Annotated in this window: 19 protein-coding genes; 17 read left to right on the plus strand and 2 right to left on the minus strand. The window is 37.2% G+C overall.

The features are described from left to right. Positions 1 to 3 precede the first annotated feature (3 nt). Both QE422_RS08875 and QE422_RS08880 read left to right on the plus strand, forming a co-directional pair. Complete coding sequence (locus tag QE422_RS08875) at positions 4 to 2,862, plus strand: hypothetical protein (RefSeq protein WP_307456948.1); 2,859 nt, start codon at positions 4 to 6, stop codon at positions 2,860 to 2,862. A gap of 79 nt (positions 2,863 to 2,941) precedes the next feature. After that, positions 2,942 to 5,833 (plus strand): hypothetical protein, encoded by a 2,892-nt coding sequence (locus tag QE422_RS08880; RefSeq protein ID WP_307456951.1) that lies wholly within the window; start codon positions 2,942 to 2,944, stop codon positions 5,831 to 5,833. Positions 5,834 to 5,932: 99 nt separating this feature from the next. On the opposite strand, the gene QE422_RS08885 is transcribed toward QE422_RS08880, so the two are convergent. Further along, a complete protein-coding gene (locus QE422_RS08885) occupies positions 5,933 to 6,595 on the minus strand; it encodes a S24 family peptidase (protein ID WP_307456955.1) in 663 nt (220 codons plus the stop codon). A gap of 683 nt (positions 6,596 to 7,278) precedes the next feature. Here QE422_RS08885 and QE422_RS08890 point away from each other — a divergent pair. From QE422_RS08890 to QE422_RS08960, 15 genes are all read left to right on the plus strand, one after another. Continuing rightward, positions 7,279 to 7,437, plus strand: coding sequence for a hypothetical protein (locus QE422_RS08890; RefSeq protein ID WP_170234764.1), 159 nt, complete (start codon positions 7,279 to 7,281; stop codon positions 7,435 to 7,437). Positions 7,438 to 7,983: 546 nt separating this feature from the next. Continuing rightward, complete coding sequence (locus tag QE422_RS08895) at positions 7,984 to 8,148, plus strand: hypothetical protein (RefSeq protein WP_307456960.1); 165 nt, start codon at positions 7,984 to 7,986, stop codon at positions 8,146 to 8,148. Between the two features lie 39 nt (positions 8,149 to 8,187). Then, the gene (locus QE422_RS08900; RefSeq protein ID WP_307456962.1) at positions 8,188 to 8,565 is read left to right on the plus strand and encodes a hypothetical protein; all 378 of its coding nucleotides are present in this window, start codon (positions 8,188 to 8,190) and stop codon (positions 8,563 to 8,565) included. Between the two features lie 22 nt (positions 8,566 to 8,587). Beyond that, positions 8,588 to 9,232, plus strand: a complete 645-nt coding sequence (locus QE422_RS08905) for an N-acetylmuramoyl-L-alanine amidase (protein WP_307456965.1) — start codon at positions 8,588 to 8,590, stop codon at positions 9,230 to 9,232. Between the two features lie 532 nt (positions 9,233 to 9,764). Next, positions 9,765 to 11,432: a hypothetical protein gene (locus QE422_RS08910; protein WP_307456968.1), complete on the plus strand. Its 1,668-nt coding sequence runs from the start codon at positions 9,765 to 9,767 to the stop codon at positions 11,430 to 11,432. Between the two features lie 1,621 nt (positions 11,433 to 13,053). Next, a complete protein-coding gene (locus QE422_RS08915) occupies positions 13,054 to 16,686 on the plus strand; it encodes a hypothetical protein (RefSeq protein WP_307456970.1) in 3,633 nt (1,210 codons plus the stop codon). A gap of 13 nt (positions 16,687 to 16,699) precedes the next feature. Beyond that, complete coding sequence (locus QE422_RS08920; RefSeq protein WP_307456973.1) at positions 16,700 to 17,203, plus strand: hypothetical protein; 504 nt, start codon at positions 16,700 to 16,702, stop codon at positions 17,201 to 17,203. A gap of 103 nt (positions 17,204 to 17,306) precedes the next feature. After that, on the plus strand, positions 17,307 to 17,462 hold the full coding sequence (locus QE422_RS08925) for a hypothetical protein (RefSeq protein WP_307456975.1): 156 nt from the start codon (positions 17,307 to 17,309) through the stop codon (positions 17,460 to 17,462). 61 nt (positions 17,463 to 17,523) lie between these two features. After that, positions 17,524 to 17,964: a hypothetical protein gene (locus QE422_RS08930; RefSeq protein WP_307456978.1), complete on the plus strand. Its 441-nt coding sequence runs from the start codon at positions 17,524 to 17,526 to the stop codon at positions 17,962 to 17,964. A 274-nt stretch (positions 17,965 to 18,238) separates the two neighbouring features. Then, positions 18,239 to 18,607, plus strand: coding sequence for a hypothetical protein (locus QE422_RS08935; protein WP_307456979.1), 369 nt, complete (start codon positions 18,239 to 18,241; stop codon positions 18,605 to 18,607). Between the two features lie 24 nt (positions 18,608 to 18,631). Continuing rightward, entirely contained in the window at positions 18,632 to 19,261 is a 630-nt protein-coding gene (locus tag QE422_RS08940) for a leucine-rich repeat domain-containing protein (RefSeq protein ID WP_307456980.1), read from the plus strand. Between the two features lie 310 nt (positions 19,262 to 19,571). Continuing rightward, positions 19,572 to 20,315: a hypothetical protein gene (locus tag QE422_RS08945; RefSeq protein ID WP_307456983.1), complete on the plus strand. Its 744-nt coding sequence runs from the start codon at positions 19,572 to 19,574 to the stop codon at positions 20,313 to 20,315. Then, positions 20,299 to 20,850 (plus strand): hypothetical protein, encoded by a 552-nt coding sequence (locus QE422_RS08950; protein WP_307456984.1) that lies wholly within the window; start codon positions 20,299 to 20,301, stop codon positions 20,848 to 20,850. The genes QE422_RS08945 and QE422_RS08950 overlap by 17 nt, the downstream gene beginning before the upstream one ends. A gap of 1,339 nt (positions 20,851 to 22,189) precedes the next feature. Then, positions 22,190 to 24,055, plus strand: coding sequence for a hypothetical protein (locus tag QE422_RS08955; RefSeq protein WP_307456987.1), 1,866 nt, complete (start codon positions 22,190 to 22,192; stop codon positions 24,053 to 24,055). A gap of 51 nt (positions 24,056 to 24,106) precedes the next feature. Then, complete coding sequence (locus QE422_RS08960) at positions 24,107 to 25,423, plus strand: ATP-binding protein (protein ID WP_307456990.1); 1,317 nt, start codon at positions 24,107 to 24,109, stop codon at positions 25,421 to 25,423. Between the two features lie 144 nt (positions 25,424 to 25,567). Here the strand turns inward: QE422_RS08960 and QE422_RS08965 are convergent, their stop codons facing one another. After that, positions 25,568 to 26,278, minus strand: a complete 711-nt coding sequence (locus QE422_RS08965; protein ID WP_307456992.1) for a DUF1826 domain-containing protein — start codon at positions 26,276 to 26,278, stop codon at positions 25,568 to 25,570. Positions 26,279 to 26,425: the final 147 nt, after the last annotated feature.

Consider the following 26,425-nt stretch of genomic DNA (forward strand, 5'->3'; position numbering starts at 1 on the left):
ATAATGAATGCTAAATTAAATAATATAACCACCCAGTACAGAAAATTCAACGAAAACCAGGCGTTGACGGAAGGGCAGTTAAATGAATTTATAGACTATTTTGAAGACCAGGATAGAATGTCGAGAACCCGTCTGAGCGGGGTAGGGATCGCATGTGGTTTTAAAGCAAGTTTTATAGATCCGAATAACTCACAGAACAGCAGTTCTGAGACCAATGATAACGATGCTGTAGGAGCCATCGTTATTACTCAGGGAGCCGGAGTTACTACGGATGGAGACCTGATTACCCTGCGTCAGAAAGGGAAAAGCCCTTCAGAAGTTACCATCAATTTCAATACTAAAAATTACAAATATTACAGACACTATAATGATGTTGCACAATATGGTCATTTCAAGATCAATGGTCAACAAATACCGTTGATGGAACTGATTACCCAGAACGAATATAATGAGCTGATTGATGTAAGAAAGGTTAAAAGTATACAGGAAATAACTAATCTGAATGACCACGTAGTTATCCTTTATCTGGAAAGTTATTCCAACGAAGAAACACCTTGTCAGGATGCTGATTGCGACAATACCGGAGCTGAACAAGTGTCGAACCTGAAGGTTTTACTGGCAGATGCAAAGATTGTTGCAGAACTTCTCGCCAAAGGGGATGCGAAAGACAGCATTTATAAGGTTCATAATGGCTATCAGGATCTTTTCGATAATTTACCGGCTATTGAAGCCAAAAGAGTGATTCTGAATTCCGGCATAACGACGGCAGGAAATTTAAAGACTGTATTTCAGGACGCTATCGGTGAAGTGGGGGCATTCTGTAACGGCTTCAATGCCATCGCGGAAACCTTTAATGTAAGTCCCGATCTGCGGGGCGATGCACTGACAAAAAAAATAAAAGAAGTCTTAAAACCCAACACTTCCAGTCTGGAAGATTACCAATACCGGTATGATTTGCTGAAAGATCTTATCGATACGTATAATGAAATAAAAGACCTGATTTTACATTTAAATGTAGAATGCTGTCCGGACATTGCTGCATTCCCTAAACACCTGATGCTGGGAACTGTGGGAGCAACCCCCGAACTGGGAGCACGAACGCCGTACCGCCATGCTTTCTACCATTCTCCGGTTACCACCAATGCAGATGAAAACTACGAAAGAGTCATCATGCTTGCCAACCGTTTTGTGCAGAAAGTAAAAGCCTTCCGGCCATACGCAGGACCCGTTAAAATTACCCCTTCTCATCTCAATGTGAGATTAGGCGAAAAAGCTATTCCTTATTACTACAATGTCGATCAGTCATTACTGGCTAAATGGAATTTCGAAAAAACGAAAACAGATACGGAAACTTATAACTTAAGTTATCATACAGGCCATCTGGCAACAGCAGACTTTGTTCAAAATCCGTTGAATTATACGATTGATGATAATGATTTCCTAAGGATTGAAGGCCATTTAGGATTGCCTTTTGAAACAGCAGTACAGAACATTAATGATCTTAAAAAAGAATACGGATTGGCTTTTGATGTTGGAGTACTGCTCCTGCAGAAAGGAGGAAGAGGAAATGGTGATACGGAAACCAAAAAAGTATCCATCGAAGAGCTCAGAAAACAATTGGTATCAATTTCCAGCGCCATCAGCAATGAAACCGGTGATGCAAAAAGTACACTGCTAAACCTTTCTAAATTAGACAGCCAGCTGAGATTACTCAATAAGGTAGATTTTCCATCTGGTTCAGGGTCGGGTGATGACGTTACTGTTGTAAAACAGGACGCTAAAAAAGACAAAATTTCCACCGAGCTTTTAAGTGATTTCTTGGAGCGTAAATCCGGTCTGGAACATCTGGCAGGGGTAGAACGCGGTGGGACATTCGTTCTGATCGCCGAATCGGAAACAAACAACCAGGTGCTTGCTGATTTTTCACTGCCTTATTTATGCTGCTCTAAGAAAGATCCTGTATTCCTTACTTTACCGGCAAGCAAGCTTTGCCAGAGAGATAAGGCAATCGCCATGACCGTCGTTCCGCCGGATGGTGAAGTTAAAGCAATGGTGAACGGTACTCAGATACCGGCCATTACTCAATCTGCCGGACAGAGCTATTTCGATCCGGGATTGGTAACTTCAAATTATTTCGGACAGACCATTACCTTTACCGTTAATGATGAGCCTGTGGAAGCACAAATGATCGTGTATGCGCAGCCAAATATAACGTTAACAATTTCTGATACGGTTTATAATTATGCAAGTAATGAAGCTACGGTTTACTTCAAGGTGGAAAATAACGGTTCAGGTTCTATAGCGGCTTACCAATGGAATTACGGTGATAACCAAACCGATGCATTAGTGCCTAATTCCAGCGGCCTGGTTGCCCATGTATTCCCGATCGTACCAAATGAAAATACGACTTATCATACAAATCTTAATGTGATTGCTGAAAACTCAGGATGCAGTACACAGGTTACAATAGATGTCGAATTAAGCGGTTTACAGCTCGTTTCGTGCAGTGATAATTTTAATTACAGCGGAAGTGTCGGAACTTTTGAATACAATATCGATTTTGGAACGGATACGGGAATGGCAGGTATTAATTATAATGCTTACAGTGTACCCGACAGATTCATCATCGAATGGAATGGTCAGAAATATGACAGTGGTTTCGTAGGTTCGAGCAGTTTAAACGGCAGCCTGATCAGTGCAGGTGTTAATCCGGCAGATATAAAAACTGCCAATCCATCGAACGGGGCAGGTTCATTAAAATTCAATAAAACTTCTGCTTTACCAAGATATGCAAAGGTTACCGTTCTGGCACCATTAGGAAGCACAGCATGGAACGTTTCAGGTATTTGTCCCAGTAAATAGAAGTGAAATAATTTTCCGGGCAGAAAAAGCTGTCCGGGGAGTTTAAAAATACCTTACTAAATCATTAAAATTAGCAATAATGAACAATCAATTAAGTAATATATCAACGCAATACCGTAAGTTCAGCAAAGGACAGTACATTGAAGAAACTCAGTTTAATGAATTTCTGGATTTTTTCGAAGATCAGGACCGTCTGTCGAGGGTAATGCTGCAGGGAGTTGGTATTGTATGCGGTTTTAAACCTGAGCTCGTTTACAAAGACCGTTCTCTGAACGGGATACAGCTTTCCCAGGGAGCAGCTGTTACGACCGATGGTGATCTGCTTACCCTCAACAATACAAGTGAAGTAAGTAAAGATTTATATGTAAGTGATTTAAAAACCATTGACATACAGAATAAAAATTACACCCATTTTAAGAAATATGATAATTTTAAAATAAAATATCCTGCATTTTACGATGCAAACAGCAAACAAATCGAACTTTGGGAACTGGCAACAGCTCAGGAGGCAAATTCTGATTTTCAGCCTGTAAGTAACCTTTCCGGCATAGAAGACAAATATCTTTTACTATATCTGGAAGATTATGAAAAAGAGGTCAAGCCATGCCGCGGTGTGGATTGTGATAATCACGGAATCCTGCAGATCCGTAATCTTAAAGTATTGGTAACGACAAAACAGGGAATCGCTCGAATCCTCGAAAACGATAAGATGCAGCCGCATCCATTGTTTATTGATGGGATCATGGAAGACCTGAAACAGGAAAGGGTTATCATAGAGCGGCTTATTCTGCAAAAAGGGATTGATGCAGATTTCGCCTCTGCGGATCTGAAGAATCTTTATTCCGATGTTCTGATGAGAAGCAACTACGGCGAGAGTATTTTCAAAAAAGTAAATGCGGTATCCACATTGCTTGGAATTGAGTCTGTTGATCATCAGTATTTTAAAGAGATATTGGTAGCGTGTATTGCTCAAAAAGCAGGCTTTCAATACGCTTATGATGTGATAAAAGATGTAACGGATACCTGCTCCGAAATTATTAAGCTGCTTCCTGAATCTTTTACCAGGTGTATTCCGGATCTGGTTTCTTTTCCGAAACACATTATGCTTGGAAAGACCGTGGCATCCGTTAGCCTGGATCCTTTAAGACACCGGTTCTACAATTCACCTGTTTTGGATGATGAAAAAGCAGCCAAAAAAATAAATGCTTTGATTAAACGCTTTAAGCAACAGGTGCAAAACTTCAGATATTCGGATGACTTTGAAACTTCTGCAGCAATTAAAATTATCCCATCGCAATCATTAAATCCACTGGGAAATAAAGCAATTCCGTTCTATTATAATGTAACTCCGGAATTTCTGAAAGCCTGGAATTTCGATAAAACAGCCAACCGCTCATCATTATATAATCTGGGATATCATTCAGGCTTTTTGTCGCTTGATACCCATGTGCAGGAACCGTTGGATTTTAATATAGACAGAAATTCGTTTTATAATATCGAAGGCCATCAGGGGATGGACCCTCAGGAAGCCTTTGACCGGATTATGCAGATCAGGAATCAGCAGCAGCTGGGATTTGATGTGATGCTGTTGTCCTTTATGGAATTGAAAAACAACAAAGACCTGTATAAAGCCTACTTCAACGAGTATGTGGATAAACATTCCGGATTGGAACACAGGCGTGGCGTTGAGCGGGGAGGAACCTTCATAATGATATACGAGCAGGTGGGAAGAGATTCGGTGGTTATCGCAGATTTTTCACTTCCGTATCAGTGCTGTACCCCAAAGATCGAGTTAAAATTAAGTTTACCGAAAACAACGGTCTGCTCAGATTCCGGTCTTCTTCCATTTACGGTTTCTCCTGCTAACGGAGAAGTAAAAGCGGTGGTAGGTACAAACCTGAATGGTGGAGTGAAATGGGAGAACGGCAGCTATGTTTTCGATCCGTCTTCCGTAAGTGAGTCACTTTACAATACCGATATCAGCTTTACCGTAAACGGGAAACCTACCGACTGCAGCATTAAAGTGATTCCGCAGCCTCAGGTGAATGTATCGGTGAGCGCTGTCGATTATCCGGTAAACGGTTCATCTGCAACAACAGTTCATTTTACGTTTTCCGGAACCGGCTTTGCAAACTACCAGTACGATTGGGATTTCTGGGATAACGGAGGTTTTATTCCGTTGCAGCCGGACGCCAACGGAACCATGAGCTATACCATGTATAATCTGGATCCGAAACAAATTCCGGTTATCAAAGTGAAGGTAAGCAATAAGGAATGCGTTCAGGTAATAATGATCAGAGACTGGTATAAGGGGCCTGTTGAAGAGAATAGAGCCCCTATTGCAATAGCAGATGCATCAAATACGGATATACAATTGCCAACAAATTCAGTAGAATTAAAAGGTTCTTCCAGCTATGATTCTGATGGAACTATAGTTTCCTACTTATGGAAACAGATTGGCACTACTCCGGCAAATGCAAATATAGCTAATCCAAATACTGCTGATACAGCCGTTGCAGGATTGGTGGAAGGAATCTACACATTCCAACTGACGGTAAAAGATAATAAGGGAGCCACAGCGTCGGATGAAGTTACAGTTACTGTAAATAAGGCAGCCGACCTTATTCCGTCATTGACTGAAATTGGTAATTCTACAACAGGTTCAGGATCAAGTGGGTCAAGAACTCAAACTTTTAAAGTAGGTCAAAATGTATCGGCAGGCAATAGATTCGAGACAGGAGTTTACAGTGTTGTTCTTACAGTAATAGCCACAGCTTCTGATACTCCAAGTACGATTGCCTCAAAAATGAAAGAACTGATAAATAGTACCAGCAGGGAGCAATGGAATGCATTTGCAACTGCGCCGACAGGAGCAACAGGATTTCCTCCTAAAGCATCATCATCAGGTGATGTTCTGGAAATAATCCTTAATTATCAGAACCAATTTTTTGGTAATGCATCAGTTAGCTAATGAGAGGACAGTAAAAACTGTATTTAAATCAGAATTAATAATGAATAAAAATCCTCAATTATTTGAGGATTTTTATTCATCAGAAAACAGCAGCTTGGTTTACCTTCTGTTGTTTTTCCGTCTTGTACTGATAATATTGAATAATTTCGCGACATCGTTCAGGTGGATCTCAAAATCATCATAATATTCATTCAGGGAATGTAGGGTAATAATGCCTTTTTCCACATCATGTTTGATGATCCGCTTAACCAGGATGCCTTTCTCTTTGTGGACGATCACAAAATCCCATTTGTCATAGTGCAGCTTGCTCATCCAGTAATCCTGACGGATGTTCCTGCATAAAATAATGTCGCCTTCCAGATAGCTTTCATAGGAGCCGTCGTCCATACTGTCCCCTTTTACTTCAAAGCACATATACTCGCCGCGGTGTTCTACATCATCGGTAAAGGGAATCACCGGCAGACTTTCCATATATTCTTCGTCGGCAAACCCGTTCAGGTAACCGGCCTGTGCGTACTGATTGGCCAGCGGGACATACATTACCTTCAGATCCGAAAACACCACAGGAGAGGCACTGCTTTTCGCTTTGCTCTCTTGTTCTTCCAGCAGGTTTTTTACAAAATAAGCCGTCGTTTCCGGTATTTTCCGTTCGCCTTTTTCCCAATATTGGACTGCTCTTGTACCGACTCCGATCGCTTCAGCTATTTCCGACTGCTTCATCTTAAGCTGCTTCCTGATCTGTTTGAATTCTAAATGGGTCATTTTGATAGATTTATCGTTATTTACAAAAAAAGACGCAAAATATTTACTTTTTTATTTTTTAAATACGAACATTGTTCGTATATTTGTCTCGTTGTTATGAAATAACAGCACAAATATACAAAATTTATTATATAGTTTGTTATGTTTTGATGATTAATCCCTTTATAAATCCTTAAAGGACAACGAAAATCAAAAGTGTAAACTGATTTTAACATCCGATATATTTGCGGCAGTAATTTAAATTTTTGTTTTAAACGGCGCCTTTAGAACAGAAGGGTAATATAAAAAAAGTAAAAAGTGCGGATTTTAAATCTCTGTTGAAACTATTGTTCGTATTTGAAGAAAAGACTGATAGAAAATCGTCTGCTCAAATACTAAAAAGCAGCTGGCCTTTATGCTTCACTTATTACAAAGAAACGTAATGAATTGCTGGATGGTGAATAATGGAGATCCATTTCGTTAATAGCCGCAATTCAGTAAAGTTCAGAAAAAGCGGGCCGACAATTTTTTGTCAGAAACTCCTGATGCCGGCTTTTGAGAATCAGATAAATTTATCTCATCAGACATCTACCGGAGGCTGGACCATCAGCCTTTGCAGATCTTTTACGGACTTATTTTAATAATAAAACCATAAAAAGAAGCCGGATGACTGATTAAAAAAATAGCTTTTAACCTTAAAGAAAATGAAACGAAGTAAAGAATTAACAGAAAAAAGAAAAGATTTTGTCAACGATTATGTAAAACGCAATCAGGACAAACAGATGAAAGTCATCGTGACGGAACTTACGGAAATGTTGTTTTTATCGGAAAGGACAATCTATAATATCATTGTCCAGGATTAAGAAAAGTACTGTATGATATAGTATTTAATATAATAAAAATCGCTTTCAAGGCCGGAATTCAATAAACCAAATCCGGAAATGATATAATTTAATACCGAAAACTTTCCGGCTATTGAAGCGATATTACACATTATATTTCCGTTCCTCATATGACTTGCCTGTAAACGAAACGCCTTTGCTGCCTTTAAAGCAATTTGCCGCTGTAATAATCAGCGTTAGGCCTTCTAAGAGCATCAATATTTCTTTCTTTAACCGGCCAAAAGCCGTTTCGTTTATTTCCGGAAAATATCAACGCACAATGGGCAGAATAGACCGTCAGGTAATTGCGCTGTTCCATCAGGGAAACTATCCCGTACCAAATAATTAAAGATTGTAACCCGACATCTTTCCCAAATTTAAATTTGCCGTTATCTTACAGAGGTAATTCCCGTTTTTCTTTTGGTCTATTGCTGTTAGGTAAAAGACTTTAAAAATCTCCTGCTCCTTAGAACAGGAACATCGATCCGACTGGGTAAGAACAATAACCACCATATCCATTTTATAACCATGAAAAAGAAAAAAAACAAAAAAAATAAAGAAAAACCGCAAAAACCCCGTAAAGATATCAGTGAACTGATCGACGAGCTTGCCTATATCAATGAAGGTGAAAATATCCTGAACAGCAAAAAATTTTTAGACGAACTGTACATGCTGGAGCATGATGATCTCTGAAAATGATGAAGAATTTTTTTAACAGATATATAGGAAAGAATGAGTTTGGATAGTATAAAAGCCCTGTTAATCGGAACTGCCATCGCATTTTCCGGAGGACTATTAAGGGTATTGATCTCGATACAGAATAAAGAGAAGAAACAGCTCTGGGAACACTTCGTCACTTTAGCCATCGTGATGATCGTTGGTTTCACGATGAGCTATGTCATGAGCAGAGCCGACCTTCACGACAAATGGTATTCCACAGGCATACTGTTTGTGCTGGGTTATGGATACGATAAATTCCTGAAGATGATTACCACCAATCTTCCGGAATGGATCGAAAGAGCAATAAACCTTTACATCGAAGGCCGCTATGGCGTTAAGACGACCAGGCCGGCCGCGGGAGAGGAAGAGAAAAAAGATGATCCCGTTTAAAATAAAATTAATAATAAAAATCATGAATATCATCAGTCACAGTTTCCCCGAAAACCAATATTACCGGGAAGTTACCGCAAAGAAAGGAATCGTACTGCATCATACGGTGTCGGGAGATTCGGTAGAAGGAGACATCAACTGGTGGAAATCCACTGCCGAACGGGTGGCGACGCCGATCATCATCGCCAGGGACGGTGGAATTCATCAGTTGTTTTCATCTAAATACTGGGCGCATCACCTCGGAATTAAAAAAGCGCATTTTGCGCAATTCGGGCTTTCGGAAATGAATACCCAGAGGAATAAAGAGTTTATCGGCGTCGAGCTCGACAGCTGGGGAGGCCTGAATTTTAAAGATTCAAAATATTACTCGTTCTCCGGCAAGGAAGTCGCTGCAAAGAATGTAGTGAAATATGAAAAAGAATTCAGGGGTTACCGGTTTTATGAGAAGTATACCGATGCCCAGATCGCTTCCCTGAAAGAACTTCTGGTCTACTGGGGAAAGCAGTACGGCATCTCGCTGAAATACAAAGGAGATGTCATGTTTGAATTCAATAAAAGGGCGTTGGGCGGAGAAAGCGGCATCTGGGCACACGTCTCCTTCAGACCCGATAAATCGGATGTCCACCCGCAGCCGGAGCTGATCCGGATGCTGGAATCGCTGATATGACGTTAACTCGAATAGAATCAGGTTAAAAGGCTGGAAGAAGGAAGAGGGATGCTGGAAGTTTTTTCGGTTAACATCCTCTGAGTAGTTTTATATAATCAAATGATCCTGTTTGCATTGTGTGAAGGATAAACTTCTTTTAGAATTCCTGATCAGCTTCCTGATTTTTTAGTTTTTTACTTTGTTAAATTATTGAAAACAAATTAAATAATAAAAAGCTGACATCAATATAAAAACATCCGTGGAAATGCTCTGCTGCAACTACAGAATCATGTAGGCAAAAAGCTGGCAGTTCCTGCGGAAAAGTACGAAATTTAACCTTGAAAACTAAACATGAGAACAGAACCCGAAACGGTCAGGCACGCGTGTTTCTCATCACTAAGCCGATACCGCTTCGGGTTTATTTTTTAACCTTTAGAAGAATCCTCTACACAAACGGCCCGGTTTTCCGGATCCCGGAGGCAGCCTTGCAAAGCACGGGATCTGGAAGTGCTTTATACGCCTTTAATAAAATTTCAATTAAAAACATCAAGTCATGAAAGCAGCACAACCTTTAGATAAAGACAGCAATACCCGGAAGGGCCAAAGCAGAAAGCAGAAGCCGCATGAGCCGGTGGTCATTCCTCTGCATGATCCCAATATTGTCAGTACACAGCTATCACGGTCACAAACCTCGTTCCTGTTAGCAGGTCAGGCAAATCCCGACAGCAGTCGGCTGAATCGGAAAGGAGCGGTTACAGCCGTTCATAATACACAGACCCTTTATGGGCAGGGATCAGAAATTATGTATGTCAAACTCCAGGAAAGTCTTGCCCAAACAGGGGATATCAATCATCCCGATACCCAAAAAGCTGAGAAAAAATATATAATGACTCTGAGCATCAATGAGATGTGGAATTATCATAACCTAAAATCCGGAATCTATATGCCGAAAAATTTACAAAAACAAACTGCTTTTCATGAGGGAGATCAAAAACAACAACAAATATACCCATTTTCAAATCCAGTACTACCTGCAAAAGATATAAAGAAAGGTGAAACTCCCAAAATAAAAAACTCTATTTCTAACATTGCCACAAAATCAAATACTCCCTTTTTTTACGAAACGGACGGGCATTATTCTACCGTGTATTTAGTTTCATTAATGTTAGGAATGAATCCTGCTAAAGCAAAAGAGCTAGCAACTGCAACAGAAGCTCCTGATACTACGATACATAATGAAATAAAATTTGAGTTAAATGACACTTGGGGATATTTTGACGGTTCCCAACAGAATTTACACTCATTAACCGGTGGTTTTCACGGAATTGAAGAGTTTTTTACAGCAATAAAATTTTTGTATGCACCAAAAGAAAATACTAAGTTACAAGGAGAAATGCTGCACAGGTTTGGAGATACTTATGCTCATTCGAAGATAGGTAATTTAAAACCATCGGATATGAAAGATAATATAGATTTGAAAAATGCAGATGATACCACAGTTAAAAAATATATTGAATCTTGGAAACAAATTGGCTCAGAAACTACGCTAGGAAGCGAAGTGCAACCATGGATAAAGTTTTTTAACTACTATTTAGAAAAAGATGGTTTTGAATTCTTAGATAATGAAAAAAAGCAAAAAGAGATTTTCAAAGGAAAAACTTTAAAAGAAACCTTGAAAGATCTATATTTTACTAATAAATCTAGTAGTTTTGAGATGTATGGAAAGAATGGTTTTACTGGTGAACATTTCTTAACAGATAAAGGTTATCCGGATCAGATCTATTTAAGACCAGAATGGTACTATATTTATGTTCAAAATTTATCTTGGTTAATATCAACAAAATACGGATTGGATAACTCTAAACTTGATTTGAAAGTTTTTGATAAAATGATAACATTTCTTAAAAAGTATTCAGATAAAAAGCCATCTCTGAAAGGGATTATAGACTATGAAATAGCTAAAAAATTAAATAAAAAAACATTTTATGTTCCAGTATTTTATGCATCCGGAGATAGATTTTTAGCGGCATTAGATGCTAATGTCTTGACAAATTATTTACAAGTTGCAGAGAATGTTGTAAGTACTACAAAAAATTACTTAATAGAACAAGGTATTTCTGCAAATGATATAAATGTTGAAGAGATCAAAGAGTTTCAAAGCAATGGGCCTGAAGACATGCCAATTAACATTGTGGTAGCTTATAAAATAACAATAAACTAAAGCCATATCAATATTTACATAAAATTTAAGTAGTTTATAAATAGATTAAATTAATGATTATATAAAATAAAGTCATGAAATTCATTAAATGTTAAGTTGTAATAGCTTTATTTTACTTAGGGTTTTAATAGGAAAAGGGATTAAGTGTAATCGATAATTGGCCAATATATTATAATAATAAAAGGATAAAGATATTCTTTTTACAAAATATTAATCCAAAGGTTGCTGAAAAACAAAAAATCCTTACTTTTGAAGGACAAGGTTAGACAATTGAAAAATATTTTATAAATAAACCCACAAATCAAGTCGTGACTTAATAAATAGAGAATTATGAATTTAAATTTATATCAAGTTATTTTTTTGTTAGTATTATTTTTGGGAATATTAATCATATGGTATAAGTATAAAAAAATATATCTTATTAATTATATTTTAGGATTTGTGATCGTTCATGTATGTACAGATTTTTACTTGAAAAACGGCATCTTCAGCAAGGGTAGCCCTCGTGCTAAAGAAGAAGTAATACTTTATTTGGCAAACTATATTTTTTATAATATCCTTTTCTTCTCATCTTTTTTTCTTCTCCTCTTTAAAAAAGAAAAATGGAAGCAAAATTATTTCATAATTCCGGCAATTGTTTATACTATTATACTACTTACTTTCATAGTTTTTACAGATTTTCCATCCATTATCGGGACGAGTTTATTTCTTGCCTTTTTCCCCCTGTATATGTTTTCGTATTATTTAAAATTCTTGAAAAATAATTTAACGATTAAATAATTTTAGAATTACCATTTGAGATATAATGCGCTTTGTAAAAATTGCCGCAGATTTATAGATTCCGTACTCTAAGTAAATTCAAAAAACAGAAACGAACGGATTTATTCATAAACAGGTTAATCCGGAATAATGTATCATCAGAAAAATGGTTTTATTTGGATGATTTATGCAAAATCAGGAACAAAAGTAAATAGAGGATCTAAGTACTAGATATTTTTACGAACAGATCTTGCACCATTTAGTAATTTTCAAGATTTGATTGATGGTAATATACCTTATGAATAGTCTTATAATTTCAGAAATCCAAGCGTATCCATAAACTATAATATCTTATAATCGTGTAAAAAATAAAATTATGTATAAATTAAGAGTTCGTCTCACGACTAGTGAAATAGGCTTTTTTTTATAATTTTTCTCGACCTTCCCGTCGGAGAATGGTTTTCATACAGGCTATTTTCAATCCAAATCATTTAATTGCGATATTAACTAACTCTCAACTTTTTCTAAATATTTAGAATACACATTCAATTAAAGAAATCTTTCATTTGCCAGACCTGACTTTCACTTAAATGCTGCAACTATGGAATCCATTGCCTTAAAAGCGAGGTAATCTCCTTAAAAAATATGACTTTTGAACCGGGTAACCTATAAATATAAATAAGGAAAATAAAACACTGAATACACTTAATGATTATCGCTAAATGCCACTTCCGATTATCTGTATTCTGTAAAAATCTCGTACCGAGTTTGTTTTTTCATATCCCATAGGTTGATAAATGCAATTGTTCAAATTGTGCTTTATACGTCATTAAAATAAATTTCAATTAAAAACATCCAATCCATGAAAGCATCAAAACCTTTAGATAAAGGCAGCAGTAATCCTCACGGCCCGGGAAAGAAACAGAAACCCGAAAAGCCGGTGGTTATCCCCCTGCCGGTCACCGAAGTTGCCAATTTACAAACCCAGAACCCGGAAAGTACCGCCGTAACGGCCGGATCGGCCAACCCTTATTCCAACAGGATGAACCTGAACGGAACCATTGCCCCGGTGCACGGTTCACAGACCATTTACGATCAGGGAGCCGAAATTATGTACGGCAGGTTCCAGGAAAGCCTGGCAGAAACCGGAGATATCAACCATCCCGAGACCAAAAAGCTGGAGAAAGGCTATATGTCCACCTTAAGCATCAGCCAGGTTCAGGATTACCACAACCAAAAAAACGGGACGTACCTGCCGAAGACTTTGGAAGAACAGGCGGCGGCTTACCAGGCGGGTAAAAGCAGCTCCGAAGTGGAAGTTCCGGCAGCTTCCGGATCAGATGCTCCGGTCGAAATCAATCCTGTAGCGGATATCGCAGCGGAATCCGGTATGGATGAAGGATTTGCCCTGCCTGAGATACAGGAAGATGCCGTAAGGACAACACCGACGAGTTCCAACAATGACCCGAATTTTAACCAGACCATCGGTTTGGTTAAGACTACGGCAAAAGCAAAACGGGCTCACGCAACGAAAGAAAAAGCGGAAACCCATGCCAATGCCGCTGCTGCCGTACCGGCCGGTGAACGGAAATCGAAAGCAAAAGGCCGGCAGGTAGAACAGCTGGATCAGCAGAAGACAGGTTCTTTCAGCGCATCCGGTTTCAAGGTAAAATTAAGGGACAAAATCAAGGGCATCAATTTGCCGGTAAAACAGGGAGAAGCGGAAAACTTTAAGAAGCGGAACAACATCAACGCCGTCAACGGATTGATTAAACACGATGTCATGGTTTCCAAAAACAGCGTTACGGGAGGTATTGAAACGGTTGCCAGGCAACAGCCCGATGAGACGAAAGTTGCACTGCGTACGGCAACAGCGTTGCCTGATCCGAAAATAGGTTCCAAAGCCAGTATCAGAGCAACGGAGGCCATGCCGCCTAATCGGGGCGACTCCGAATTAAGCCAGCCCATTGCTAAAAGCTATAAATCCGTTGAGCAGCAGTTTGCCAAGAATCACATAACCGATGAACAGCTCGCCAAATCGAATGAGCCGGACTTCATCAATGCCCTGAATGCCAAAAAAGCGGCCAAGGCCCATACAGAGCAGGCACCCGGAGAATTTAAAAATGCTGAAAGCAAAAAACTGGAGGCGTCCAAACGTGAAGCTCAGGGCAAAACCAACAGCACGATGGACGGGATGCACCAGATCAGGAAAGGATTGCTGGACAGCGTAACGAACAAACAGCACAAAGCCGGTGAGAAAAATACGGCTAAACACCAGGAGGTAGTCGATAAGCTGAATGCCATTTATGCAGAGACGAAAAAAACGGTAGACGGGCAACTGGGTGATCTGGAAACCAAAGTCGTCCAGTTATTTGACGATGGTGCCAAAAAAGCCAAAGATGCTTTTGAAATGGAAGTCACTCAAAAACTGGAAGCATACAAAGCCAGACGCTATGGCGAATGGTATGATGTCCGCGGCTACGGCAACCGGATCGAAGATGCCTGGAATAAAAAACTGCCGGACGAGGTAGACAAGTATTATAAACAGGGCAAGGATCATTTTATGACCGCAATGGACGGCGTGATCACGAAAATTGCAGAACTGGTCACCACCCGGCTGAATGCCGCCAAAGCTTCCATTACTGCCGGACGACAGAAAGTGGTTTCCTTTATTAAAAACCTTCCGGCGGATGTAAGAAAAGCCGTTAAAGGGGATATCGATGCCATCCAGGGGCAGTTTAGGGAGCTTGAGAATTCCATCAGTGATAAAGAATCCTCACTCATCGATTCTCTGGCAAGCAAGTATAACAACGCCCTGAAGGAAGTGGACGAGCTGATTGTCGATATCAAAAAACGCAACCGCGGATTCCTGGCAACGGTAGAGGATGCCACGGTGGGCGTAGCGAAAACAATTATGGAAATCCGGAAAACGCTTACCGAATTATTATCCGGAGCCGTAAGTGCCGTCATGGCAATCGTCGCGGACCCGATCGGATTTTTATCGAATCTGATTGCCGGGGTTTCACAGGGAATCACCAATTTCGGAACCAACATCTGGACCCACCTGAAAAACGGTTTCTTCGGATGGCTGACCGGGGCAATGAAGAATATTTCTTTCACCCTGCCGGAAGACCTGTTCTCGTTAAAAGGGATTTTCTCCATGAGCTCCCAGATCCTTGGCCTGACGTGGAACGATATCAGAAGCATCGGTTCCTCAGTGGTGGGAGAACCGGTCATGAAAGTTCTTGAAACCGGTTCCGAGAAAGGACTGGAAGCCGTGCAGGTGGTCCGCAAAGAAGGGGTTGCCGGTCTTTGGGAACATGTCAAGGACCAGTTTGCCGATATCAAAGCCACGGTAATGGATACCATTATGGACATCATTAAAACGCAGGCCATCCAGGCGGGGATCAAGTTTATCATGAGCCTGCTGACTCCGGCCGGCGCATTTGTAAAAGCAGCGATGATGATTATCGATCTGGTGAAATTTTTTGTCCGGAAGGCGGCGCAGATCATGGAACTGGTCAAAGCCTTTACCGACGGTATCAAAGCCATTGCCAGCGGAAACGTAGGCTCGGTAGCGAAAGCCATCGAAAATGCACTGGGAAGAGCGATCCCTGTCGTGATCGGATTCTTAGCCTCCCTGGCAGGTCTCGGCGGACTGGCCGATAAAGTAGTCGGCGTAATACAGAAAATTCGTCAGCGTATCAGGAATGCCATTGTGAAGTTCTGGAATTTTGTGAAAGGGAAAGCACATAAGTTGCTAAACAAAATTGATGTTGGTAAGAAAGATAAGAAGGATAAAAAAGGTAAAAAAGATATTGATGATAAAGCAATTGATTTGACCACTTTAAGAATCTCAGTACCAACTAAAACCGATGGTAATCATACTCTTTATCTGAGAAAAGAGAAGAAAGGTTATAGCCTGATAATGGAGAGTACTCCTACTTTTTATTCCGATTTTATTAATCAAATTGAAACAACTGAAGAAAATAAAGATGACAAAGATAAAGCTTTAACCATTGCTGAAAGACTGGATGCATTAATAGATTCTGCTGATAATGAAAAGGATAAACAAGAGATTGCTGAAAAACTAAAAGAATTATCTAAATTTACAGTAAAGATTATTGATTTATTTAATCTTAAACCATTACAGCCTGAAAATGACTATAAAAGAGGTAAGAAACATGGTATTACATGGCAAAAATCTGATGTTATACAAGAATTTAAAAAAGATTTAAGAGATAAAGGAAAGAGTTTTCCACTTGGAAAATGGGGTAGTAAAAAAGATTTAGATTATGCTGGTAAGCTTGCAGCAACACTAAAAATTGCTGATGGCTTTAAAGATTTTCCCATTATGCCTGATAGTACTAGTACAGTATATTATGTAGATGGATCAGAATCTAAGCCTGATAGAATCAGATTAAGAAGAAATAAGGATAATAAAACCTTCCATGGTTTCCCAATAGATAGTAAAACAGCAGAACCAATATATTAAAAATTATAATATTATGTTTGAAATAAAATTTAATGTAACAAAAAAATTAGGTACAATAGACAGTGAAGATATTTCAGTAAGTGAAGCAATCTGGTCTATATATCCAAATTATGACGAAAATGTAATTATCACTTTTGGGAATTACCTTATTTGTTTAGATAAAAGAGGAGATATAGCTGGTATGTACAATGACATTATATATATGCTTAAAGATTTGAATGAAAATGAAAATGAATTTCAAATGAGTTTTTTAAGTAGTGGTTTTACTGTATATTGGAATTTCAAAAAAGAAGAAAATTTAATCACAATTACACCTAAATGGATCTCTGCCGGATTGAAAGATAGAAAAACAAATTTATTCGTACAAAATGTTAGAGAGGCTAATTTTCCGATAACTGTTAATACTGATGTCTTTATATCTGAATGGCATAAGCTTTTAAAAAATATAAAAGATGATTTATTAAAAGTAGGTTATACTGAAGATTTAGAAAACTTTGAATATTTGAAAAACTTATAATAATATAGGGCGAAATTTCAGTTGAAGTTTCGCTTTTTTATTTGAAACAAAAGCCATTGCCCGCGGAAATATAAGTGCGGTAACCAAATCAATTGAAAAGACCTTGGGGAGATCAATCCCTGTATTGATCGGCTTTTTAGCTGCGTTGCTGAATCTTGGTGGACTGACGGATAAAGTCTTGGGAGTAATCCAAAAAATCAGGCAGCGTATTGAGAACGCGATTGTGAAGTTCTGGAATTTTGTGAAAGGGAAAGTGTAATCTTCCCGAAAAACTGGAGGGTATTTATAAATAGTATATTTGATATCTTAAAAATAATATTATGGGAAAAATAATCATATACTTAAACAATCCAAAATCAAAATATTTTATTACTCAGAATAAAGAATTAGTTAAAAGATGTTCGTCTGATATTCAAGATATTAATACGGATAATGAATTAATAATTAAAGTCATAAATGATGAATTAATATTGTATGTAGAAGAAGAGTTTATGTATTTTAATTTATGTGAAACGAATTATAATATCATATCTCAAAACACTTTTGTAGAATTACAAAAAAATAAACTATTACCACAATTTCTTCAATATTGTGACAATATGTATGTAAATTTTGATTATGAAAATGATAAATTTATTAATTCTGAATTAGGAGAAAATTATCTAAAAAATAATATTCCGTGTTTAGTTCATTTAGATAAGAATATTGTAATTTTTTACATTTTAGATGAAGATGATTCATCCTTCATTATACCTCAATAATCATATGTTATTGAACAATAGTAACTAAAGTTAAAGCGAAATTTCAATTGAAGTTTCACCTTGTTTATACAAAAAGGCCAGGTTAGGAGTAAAATTTATCATAAGTTTGCTTACTAATAGTATCTCTATAGTTAGAAAATACTCTTAACATATCACCAGAATTAAACAAGCAATAGATACACTACAAAAAAAATTACAAATTTCTATAAAAGAATATGGAGTAAGTGGTTACTCAAATAATGAATATATTGTAGAGAATGATAAATTTATATCATTGAAACTATCAAACCTACACTTTGAAAATTTTGATGCATTACAACCAGTATTCGGAATTGTAACATGTTTAAATTTAGATAACTGTACATTTAATACAAATAATATTGTTGATGAGTTAAAACAGTTTACTACATTAGAGTCAATAATAGCTAGGCCAACTTCTAGTGTAGCCGCTGAAGCTTTTTTACAATTGGAAATGATAAAAGAGTTAGAGCTTTATATTGATTATGAAATAATTCCAACGAATGCTTTAATACTAGATTTTAAAGGATTGAAAAGTATTAAAAAAATATTACTTCACTGTAATAATGTTGAAAGTGATAAGGTGATTGTTTTCAAAGGGGCAGAATATCTCAATACTCTTTAACAGTTAATATTATTATGTGATTGCATGATAGATGAATTAAATAAATTCAAAAACTTAAAATATTTAGAAACAGAAAGCCCTCAGCTTCAAATAACGCATAGATTAGAATCTCTTACTACATTAGAAATGAAGATATGTAAAGAGGATTATAATATTTATTCTCTTGAACAATTTCCCAATCTTGAAAATCTGAATATTAGTAGTGGATATAAAATTAATTTGGGAGAATTAAAAAAACTTAAAATTTTATGTATCGGCGGGATGAATTTTGGTTTAGAGAATATCTCTACCTTTGATAACTTACCCAATTTAGAGCAGTTAGAGCTTTATAATTCATCTGAAATTTCTGAAATCAAAAATTTGGATAAACTTTCGAACTTAAAAGTACTTAATCTCTCTGGAAACTATGAAATTGAAAATATAAGTGGTATAGAAAAACTAAAGAATTTAGAATACATCAATCTATACAAAAATAATATTTCTAATGTAAGTGTTCTGAATAAATTACCAAAATTAAAAAATGTGAATGTTGCAGGTAATAAAATTACACAAAAAGATATAGAAAAGCAATTAGAAAAACCAGAAATTGCATGTTTTTTATCTCTGCCGCAAATACCAGAAATAGCTTCTAATATCTGGAACAGAGTTAACTAAATTTCATAAAAAACAAATAGTGTTCTTATGATAGTTTGATATTAAATGAAAACTTGAGGGAATAATTTTGTAAAAATAATTTAATCCAAAGTTTACAAAAGCGAAATTTCTAAAACAGAAATTTCGCTTTTTTAACATTTATAAACAAATGTTAAATTCATTTTAAAAAGTATAGGTAGTCCGTAAAGACGGTGCCGCCGGACTTTGGGAATACCTGAAAGACCAGTTTGCCGACCTTAAAACAACCGTGATGGATGCGATCATGGACATTATCCAGTCGCAGGTCATCTAGGCGGGAATTAAATGTGTGATGGGCTTGCTGACTCCTGTGGGAGCCTTCATAAAAGCAGCCATGACGATTATCAATGTAGTAAAATTCTTCATCCAGCGGGCCGCACAGATCATTGAACTGGTGAAAGCCTTTAGCGACAGTATCAAAGCCATTGCCAACGGAAACGTAGGTGCCGTAGCGAAAGCTATCGAAAATGCACTGGGAAGGGCAATCCCTGTCGTGATCGGATTCTTAGCCTCCCTGGCAGGTCTCGGCGGACTGGCCGATAAAGTAGTCGGCGTAATACAGAAAATTCGTCAGCGTATCAGGAATGCCATTGTGAAGTTCTGGAATTTTGTGAAAGGGAAGGCTAAGAAGCTGCTTGGAAAAATTGGTATTGGCGATAAGAAAGAGAAGAAGGAGAAAAGAGGAAAAGATACTCGTAATATTGAAGAAAAGAAGAGGGATTTGTATGAAGGAGTAAAAGAAGGAACTTCTTATTTAAGAAAAAATAAACGTCTTAAAAGAGAAACTGTTGATGATAAATTGGAGATTATAAGTACTAAATATCAACTGGTAGAGTTGAAATTAGTAGTTGATAAGCATAAAGAAACCGGAGAAGATTTAGTTCACCTCCATGGTAAAGTAAATCCTGAAGCAGAAGGTGATAAGATCGATATTAATTGGGATGTAGATGAAAAAACAGAATTAACTAAAACAGAGATTGATAGATTAAAATCTATGAATGGAGGGAATAAAGCATCTTATGAAAGAAAAACCTAAAGAAGGTATTTCAGCTATAAAAGAAATTAGAGTGATGATGAGCTTACCGGATGATATTATTTTTATAGGTGGTTCAATTAAAAAAGATACTAAAGAAGTTTTCTTTAAAGTAGGAAATGAAAGTATTAATATTGAAGAATACGGAGAAATAGATATTCTTTCCAATAAAGAATTGATTGAAGTAAAAACAGGAAATTATGTAATTAAACCTAAGGGTTTAAGTGAGAAAGACTTAAAACAGATTTTAAAGTTAAAAAGATTAAGGAATGGAGATCCGCAAATATATGATCAAAATAAAAAAATATATAATTTATCAAATAAATTATTAGTTTTACAGGTGGATCAGAATGAAATATCTCCTATTGTTTTAGCCCAACTAAGAAAACAAGGTGCACTGGATGTAATCAGATTAGGAAATGGTTCAGAAATAAAAATAAGTGAAATACCATTCGACGGAAAATATAGGAAGCCCAGCATATTTAGTGGAATGCCGACAATCAAATCATTACAAGATTATTTAAATATAAAATTATAATTTATGGGATTAATAAATAATTTAGATACAATAATTGTTATTAATAAATCAACAACTAACGAAGTTGTTAATATTGTACATCAAATTTTGTTAAGAAACAATTTTGATATTGCTATGGGTATGATATAATGAGAGAGATCATAGATAAAAACAAGATTTAGAGTTATTAAAATCACATATAGCTGGAGGTGCAATAAATTATGAAAATAAAAATTGATATGATATTTTAGTAGCTTTCAGATCTCTTAACTATAAAGAAATAGAAGGTATTATTTTTTATGCTGATTCCTATTTTACCAAAACAGAAGATATTAGTAATATAATAAAAGATATTAGTAATAGTGAACTTAAAATAATAGGCATAACCCAAGGACTTCAAATGCTAAATGATTTAGAAGTAGAAACAGAAATTGAAAATATATTAAACGGAAAAATCAATGAAGTATATAAGTATTTTATTGATTAAGTAAATATCTTTAAAAAGCGAAACTCAAAAAGTTTCGCTTTTTTATTTCAAAATAAACCACTGCCAGCCGAAATGTAGGTGCGGTTAGCCAAATCGATTGAAAATGCCTTTGGCAGGGCGATCCCTGTTTTGATCGGATTTTCAGCCTCGTTACTGGGAATTGGCGGATTAGCAAATAAAGTAGTCGGCGTGATCCATAAGATCCGTCTGCGTATTGAGAATGCGATTGTGAAGTTCTGGAATTTTGTGAAAGGAAAAGTAGCTAAAATTATAATGTTATTGCAAAAAATTAGCATAATCCAAAAGTCTATTCTTTTTTTGAATTACAGACTTCAAACATTTTAGGGGAACTTACGAAATTGTATAAAAGATCAACATTAATTTAGTTAGCATATAAAAGAAAAAGATAATAAGTAATTCAAATTTACAATTAGTAACGAATGAAAAGCTTTTGTTTCAAAGTTAATCTGAATATACAAGCTTTAAAAGTGGCAAATTTTAAAAACTATGTGCTTTCCTATTAAAATTTAATGATCTTACTATTTAAACGATATTATAATTTTCCATAAATAGTTCAGATTACGATTCGATCTGATAAAATCTACCTATTCATCAATGTGTTTGTCCACAAGCTGCTGCAACTACTGAATGCAGCAGACTGAAAACTTGGGTAAGACTGAAAAAAATAGGATTTTTGAACGCTGAAATTAAGTAGGGAATCATCTGATTATTAAATAATAAACATACTGCTGCTACAGCAAAAAGTTGGCGAAAAATTTTACAAAAATAGAGAAGATGAATTTTAAACTTGATATATGAACCGATTAAATTACGAAAAGCATGTCCAACACAAGGAGTTAAAAATAAAGTATTATGGAAAATAACAAATTACCCACAAGACAGGAGCTGAAAACCTATTTTGAAACAGACAAATACCCCACCCAAAGCCAGTTTGCGAATTTTATAGATGCCTACTGGCACAAAGACGACAACATCCCCAAAGAAAAGATTGAGGGTCTTGAGAATTTATCACTCAACTACGCTTTGCAATGGTCGCCTACCGACAGAAAACTTTCATTGTCCGATTCCAAAGGAGTATTGGTTTCAGAGATTTCTTTACAGACCTTGGATGATGAAGGGACGGATTTAAGGTACAATCCTGAAACCGCATCACTCGAACTTTATAATGTCGATAACAAGCTGCTGGACAGTATTGCGGTGAGCGATTTTGTAAAAAATGTAGGAACTCAACTTACGTTAAATTTCAATACCTTACAACTGAAGGACAGCCGGGGAAATGTATTATCGGGTCTTACGTTTGCTGTATCCAATATCGGAGGTTTACAGTCTGTACTGGATAATAAAGTAGAAAAGACGGTTAATATCAATACTGCTTATCCTTTGCAGGGCGGTGGTAATCTATCGGCAGACAAGTCACTCAGCATTCTGCAGGCTAATACCAATACGGCAGGATATCTAAGTAGTGCCGACTGGAACACATTCAACAACAAATTTGATAAGCCTGCCCTAAACACGAACTATCTTGGAAGATGGAATGGGGCTGCATTTGCCAATAGCATGCTTCAGGATAACGGCACGAGCTTGGGAATTGGAAGCAATAATTATGGTGGTGTCATATGGTCGGTTGATTCTACAACCAAAGCGGCGCTTATTGCACCGAGAATGACCCAGTCTCAGCGGCTTGCTATTGCTCTTGGTACATCACAAACGGGGGCTATGGTTTATCAGACTGACGGATCTGCGGGATATTATTTATGGAACGGAGGTTCTTGGCAGTCTTTGGGAGGTGCCAATATCGCTACGGCTGATCTTACTAATACCCAGGCAAGAGTTTTTACTCAGAATGCCAATTTTACTTGGGATACCTCAGGAAACCCTTATTATTTAAAAGGACTTACAGATACCGGAAATAATTTAAAAGATTATCCTAAAGTACTTAAACTTAATCCTACAACAAAACAGGTCGTAGAAGGAGATGCATTAATAGTATCGATACCTGACACCTTACCCAACCCGGCTACACCGACCTCACAAACCTTAAATATCGTTCACACCTACACCAACAGTCCGACGGCATTGGATACCAATGTCAAGGAATTAAATGATTTTATTATGAATATAGGAAATTTAGAATTTACAAATTTAACCGTAAATGATTGGAATTTGGTAAATGCATCTAAGAATACGGCAGCTACTTTGACTGCCGCTGGAGGAGTATCTTTAAAATGTAGTGATGTTACTGCATTTGCCAATGGAGAAGTTATGGCCTGTGCTTATCCAAATTTAGTACTACCAGCAGATAAAAGTTGGGTGTTTATTATTGGTGGATCCGTTGGATCACAACTTTCTAACTATAATGTCCCAGTGATAGGAATTACTGAAAGTTCAGCTAAATCTAATGTAGGTCTATTAAACGGTTTTTTGTCTTCTTATTCTGTAGGGTGGTGGTACAATAGTGTTAATTTCATTCCAATGGCTCAGGATTCAACACCGGTAGAACAGAGAATTAATATATCCGCGTCGGCAACGTGCATATTTACAAAAGTTGGTAATATACTAAATATTACCGTAAGGGCAGGTAATGAGACAAAAACTTTTAATACAGACGTGACTGGGGTTAATTCATTCAAGCCTCTTTGCTCGTTAATCAGAAGTTATTGGAATGATAATATTAATAATTGTGTAACCGGTTTTGGAAAATACTGGATCGAGCCTTAAATAAAATTCTTAGTAGAAAAATAGATTAAAATTCTCTAAAATAATAAACCCATGGCCTCAGAACAATTACAAAAACTATTTACCCATTTAGAAGAAATTATAACCTGGCGGATAAACAATCCGGCGAAAGACTTTAATGCAGAAGCACCTGAATTTAACACAGACAACTATAAAAACTCTCAGTTAGGAAAATATATTTCATCGGCAAAACTTAGCCCTCAGGAAGCTGTTGTTCTTCTCATGGCTTTATTGCCACGGCTGGAACCAACATTACTTAAAAGGATCTATCTGGAGTTTCCTAACGATATTCTGTTTGATTTCTGTTTTCCCAGTGATAATGGCCGGCTTTTTTATCCCACCGTTCAGGCGGTTCAATATATCTTAGGAGGTGAACAGATCTTGGAACGCCTGAAAGCCTTGGAATATTTCAATCCAGATTCCACATTGATCAAAAGGGAAGTGGTTGTTTTTTCAGGCTCGGGCCACGAATACCTCCCAACCAACAGCCTCATCAGCGTTCATCAGGAATTTTTCAACACTGTCATTTTAGGATGGGAGCTGCTGCCGAAGATGAGCGGCGACTTTCCGGCAGAACAGCTGCATACCGGCCGTTCGTGGAGTGATCTCATATTACCGCAGGATACTTTGGAAGAACTTCAGGCTATCGAATCCTGGTATACCAGCAGCCGGATCCTTATGGAAGATTGGGATATGCAGAAAAAACTTAAACCAGGCTTCCGGGTATTATTTTACGGAGATCCCGGAACAGGAAAAACCCTTGCGGCCAGCCTTTTAGGGAAATATACAGGGCGTCCTGTATTCAGAGTCGATGTCTCGATGCTGGTGTCCAAATATATTGGGGAAACAGAAAAACAGCTGGCTAAATTATTCGAAAAAGCTGAGAACAAAAACTGGATTCTTTTCTTTGACGAGGCAGATGCTATCTTTGGGAAACGTACTAATGTACGGGATGCTCATGATAAATACGCCAATCAGGAAGTATCTTATTTGCTTCAGCGGATCGAAACGTTTTCCGGACTGATTATTCTCGCCTCTAACTTTAAAAACAATATGGATCAGGCGTTTACAAGACGTTTTCATAGCTGTATTAAATTCAGCAATCCGAAGCATGAAGAAAGGTTGCGCATTTGGCAACAGAATTTACCGGGGCAGCTGCAGCTTGAAGATATCAACCTCGAGCAGATCGCCAGAAGATATGACCTTACCGGTTCTAATATTATGAATGTAATACAGGATGTGAGCCTGAAAGCCATTGCTTCCAAAAAACCAGATTATAAAGTTGACCTCAATATGTTGCTTGAAAGCATTAAAAAAGAATATGTGAAGGAGGATAAAATATTTACATAAACGGATTCATTATTTACAATCATCTAACAACATGAAACCTGGAACAGCATCATTTTGATGCTGTTTTTTTAGATTAAAAATTTAATCCTCAGTCAATCCATAAGTTTTAAAACAATTTATCCGAAATTTTGAATAAAAAAAGATTTAACAGATCAGCAGCAATCTGTATTCTCCCTCATTTTCTATCGGAGCCCGGTGAACACAGGGTAAAACCTTCTGATCCGGATGATCTACGGCGAGTCTCCAGAGATGACCGGTTCCAAGGTTCGTAGGCTGTGAATCAGGATTCGGCTCATAATGAAGGTCAAAAAAACAGTCTATTAAAAAATTTTCGAATTCCGCTTCCGGACCGTCGTGTAGCTCCCTTAGCTTTTCACGGATTTCTGGGATCAGAATTTTCTGTGTCACCCGATCGTTGGGAATAATATCACTGGCTGCCCCGAAATACGTACATAAAAACGTATCTGTTCCAACTGGGGAACGGTCGACATGATAAGAATAAACATCGGTTGAGAAAAAATCCAGCTCGGTGTCCCGTTTGTAGCATTTCAATAAATTCAAAGAAGGCAAAGCGCCGAAATCGGTTAATAGCTTAAGGTCATTCAAAATAATTCCTCTTGCAGTATTTCCTTGTTCTGAAAGCGATAATTCCAGGAGATCGTCCGGAGAAACTTCCGTAATATTTTCTTTCAGCTGAAGCTTAGAAACGATCTCTCCAAAATCTCCGGACAGATTCCTGTTCCAGCATAGCGCATTCATGGTTCCCTGAAATTCCGTAGAGATCAGTTCGGAAAAGCTTGAAACCACACCTACCTGCGGATTATCAGAAAATTGAGTATCAGAGAGGAAATTCATGCTTCAAAAATTATGTGCAAAGATAACAAAAGACTATATGCTGTCCATTGTTAATTAATTATTGAATTTTTTATCCTGACAATTATATCCAAAAAAGTATAATCTTAAAGCCCAACGGAGTGCGTTAATTAGAATCGGACGCAATCA

Source organism: Chryseobacterium sp. SORGH_AS_0447, from assembly GCF_030818695.1.
Lineage (GTDB): Bacteria > Bacteroidota > Bacteroidia > Flavobacteriales > Weeksellaceae > Chryseobacterium.

Bases quoted from the DNA above. Each gene is read 5' to 3' on its own strand.
- QE422_RS08875 (WP_307456948.1), top strand. From the start codon at position 4: ATGAATGCTAAATTAAATAATATAACCACCCAGTACAGAAAATTCAAC.
- QE422_RS08880 (WP_307456951.1), top strand. From the start codon at position 2,942: ATGAACAATCAATTAAGTAATATATCAACGCAATACCGTAAGTTCAGC.
- QE422_RS08885 (WP_307456955.1), bottom strand. From the start codon at position 6,595: ATGACCCATTTAGAATTCAAACAGATCAGGAAGCAGCTTAAGATGAAG.
- QE422_RS08890 (WP_170234764.1), top strand. From the start codon at position 7,279: ATGAAACGAAGTAAAGAATTAACAGAAAAAAGAAAAGATTTTGTCAAC.
- QE422_RS08895 (WP_307456960.1), top strand. From the start codon at position 7,984: ATGAAAAAGAAAAAAAACAAAAAAAATAAAGAAAAACCGCAAAAACCC.
- QE422_RS08900 (WP_307456962.1), top strand. From the start codon at position 8,188: ATGAGTTTGGATAGTATAAAAGCCCTGTTAATCGGAACTGCCATCGCA.
- QE422_RS08905 (WP_307456965.1), top strand. From the start codon at position 8,588: ATGAATATCATCAGTCACAGTTTCCCCGAAAACCAATATTACCGGGAA.
- QE422_RS08910 (WP_307456968.1), top strand. From the start codon at position 9,765: ATGAAAGCAGCACAACCTTTAGATAAAGACAGCAATACCCGGAAGGGC.
- QE422_RS08915 (WP_307456970.1), top strand. From the start codon at position 13,054: ATGAAAGCATCAAAACCTTTAGATAAAGGCAGCAGTAATCCTCACGGC.
- QE422_RS08920 (WP_307456973.1), top strand. From the start codon at position 16,700: ATGTTTGAAATAAAATTTAATGTAACAAAAAAATTAGGTACAATAGAC.
- QE422_RS08930 (WP_307456978.1), top strand. From the start codon at position 17,524: ATGGGAAAAATAATCATATACTTAAACAATCCAAAATCAAAATATTTT.
- QE422_RS08940 (WP_307456980.1), top strand. From the start codon at position 18,632: ATGATAGATGAATTAAATAAATTCAAAAACTTAAAATATTTAGAAACA.
- QE422_RS08945 (WP_307456983.1), top strand. From the start codon at position 19,572: ATGGGCTTGCTGACTCCTGTGGGAGCCTTCATAAAAGCAGCCATGACG.
- QE422_RS08950 (WP_307456984.1), top strand. From the start codon at position 20,299: ATGAAAGAAAAACCTAAAGAAGGTATTTCAGCTATAAAAGAAATTAGA.
- QE422_RS08955 (WP_307456987.1), top strand. From the start codon at position 22,190: ATGGAAAATAACAAATTACCCACAAGACAGGAGCTGAAAACCTATTTT.
- QE422_RS08960 (WP_307456990.1), top strand. From the start codon at position 24,107: ATGGCCTCAGAACAATTACAAAAACTATTTACCCATTTAGAAGAAATT.
- QE422_RS08965 (WP_307456992.1), bottom strand. From the start codon at position 26,278: ATGAATTTCCTCTCTGATACTCAATTTTCTGATAATCCGCAGGTAGGT.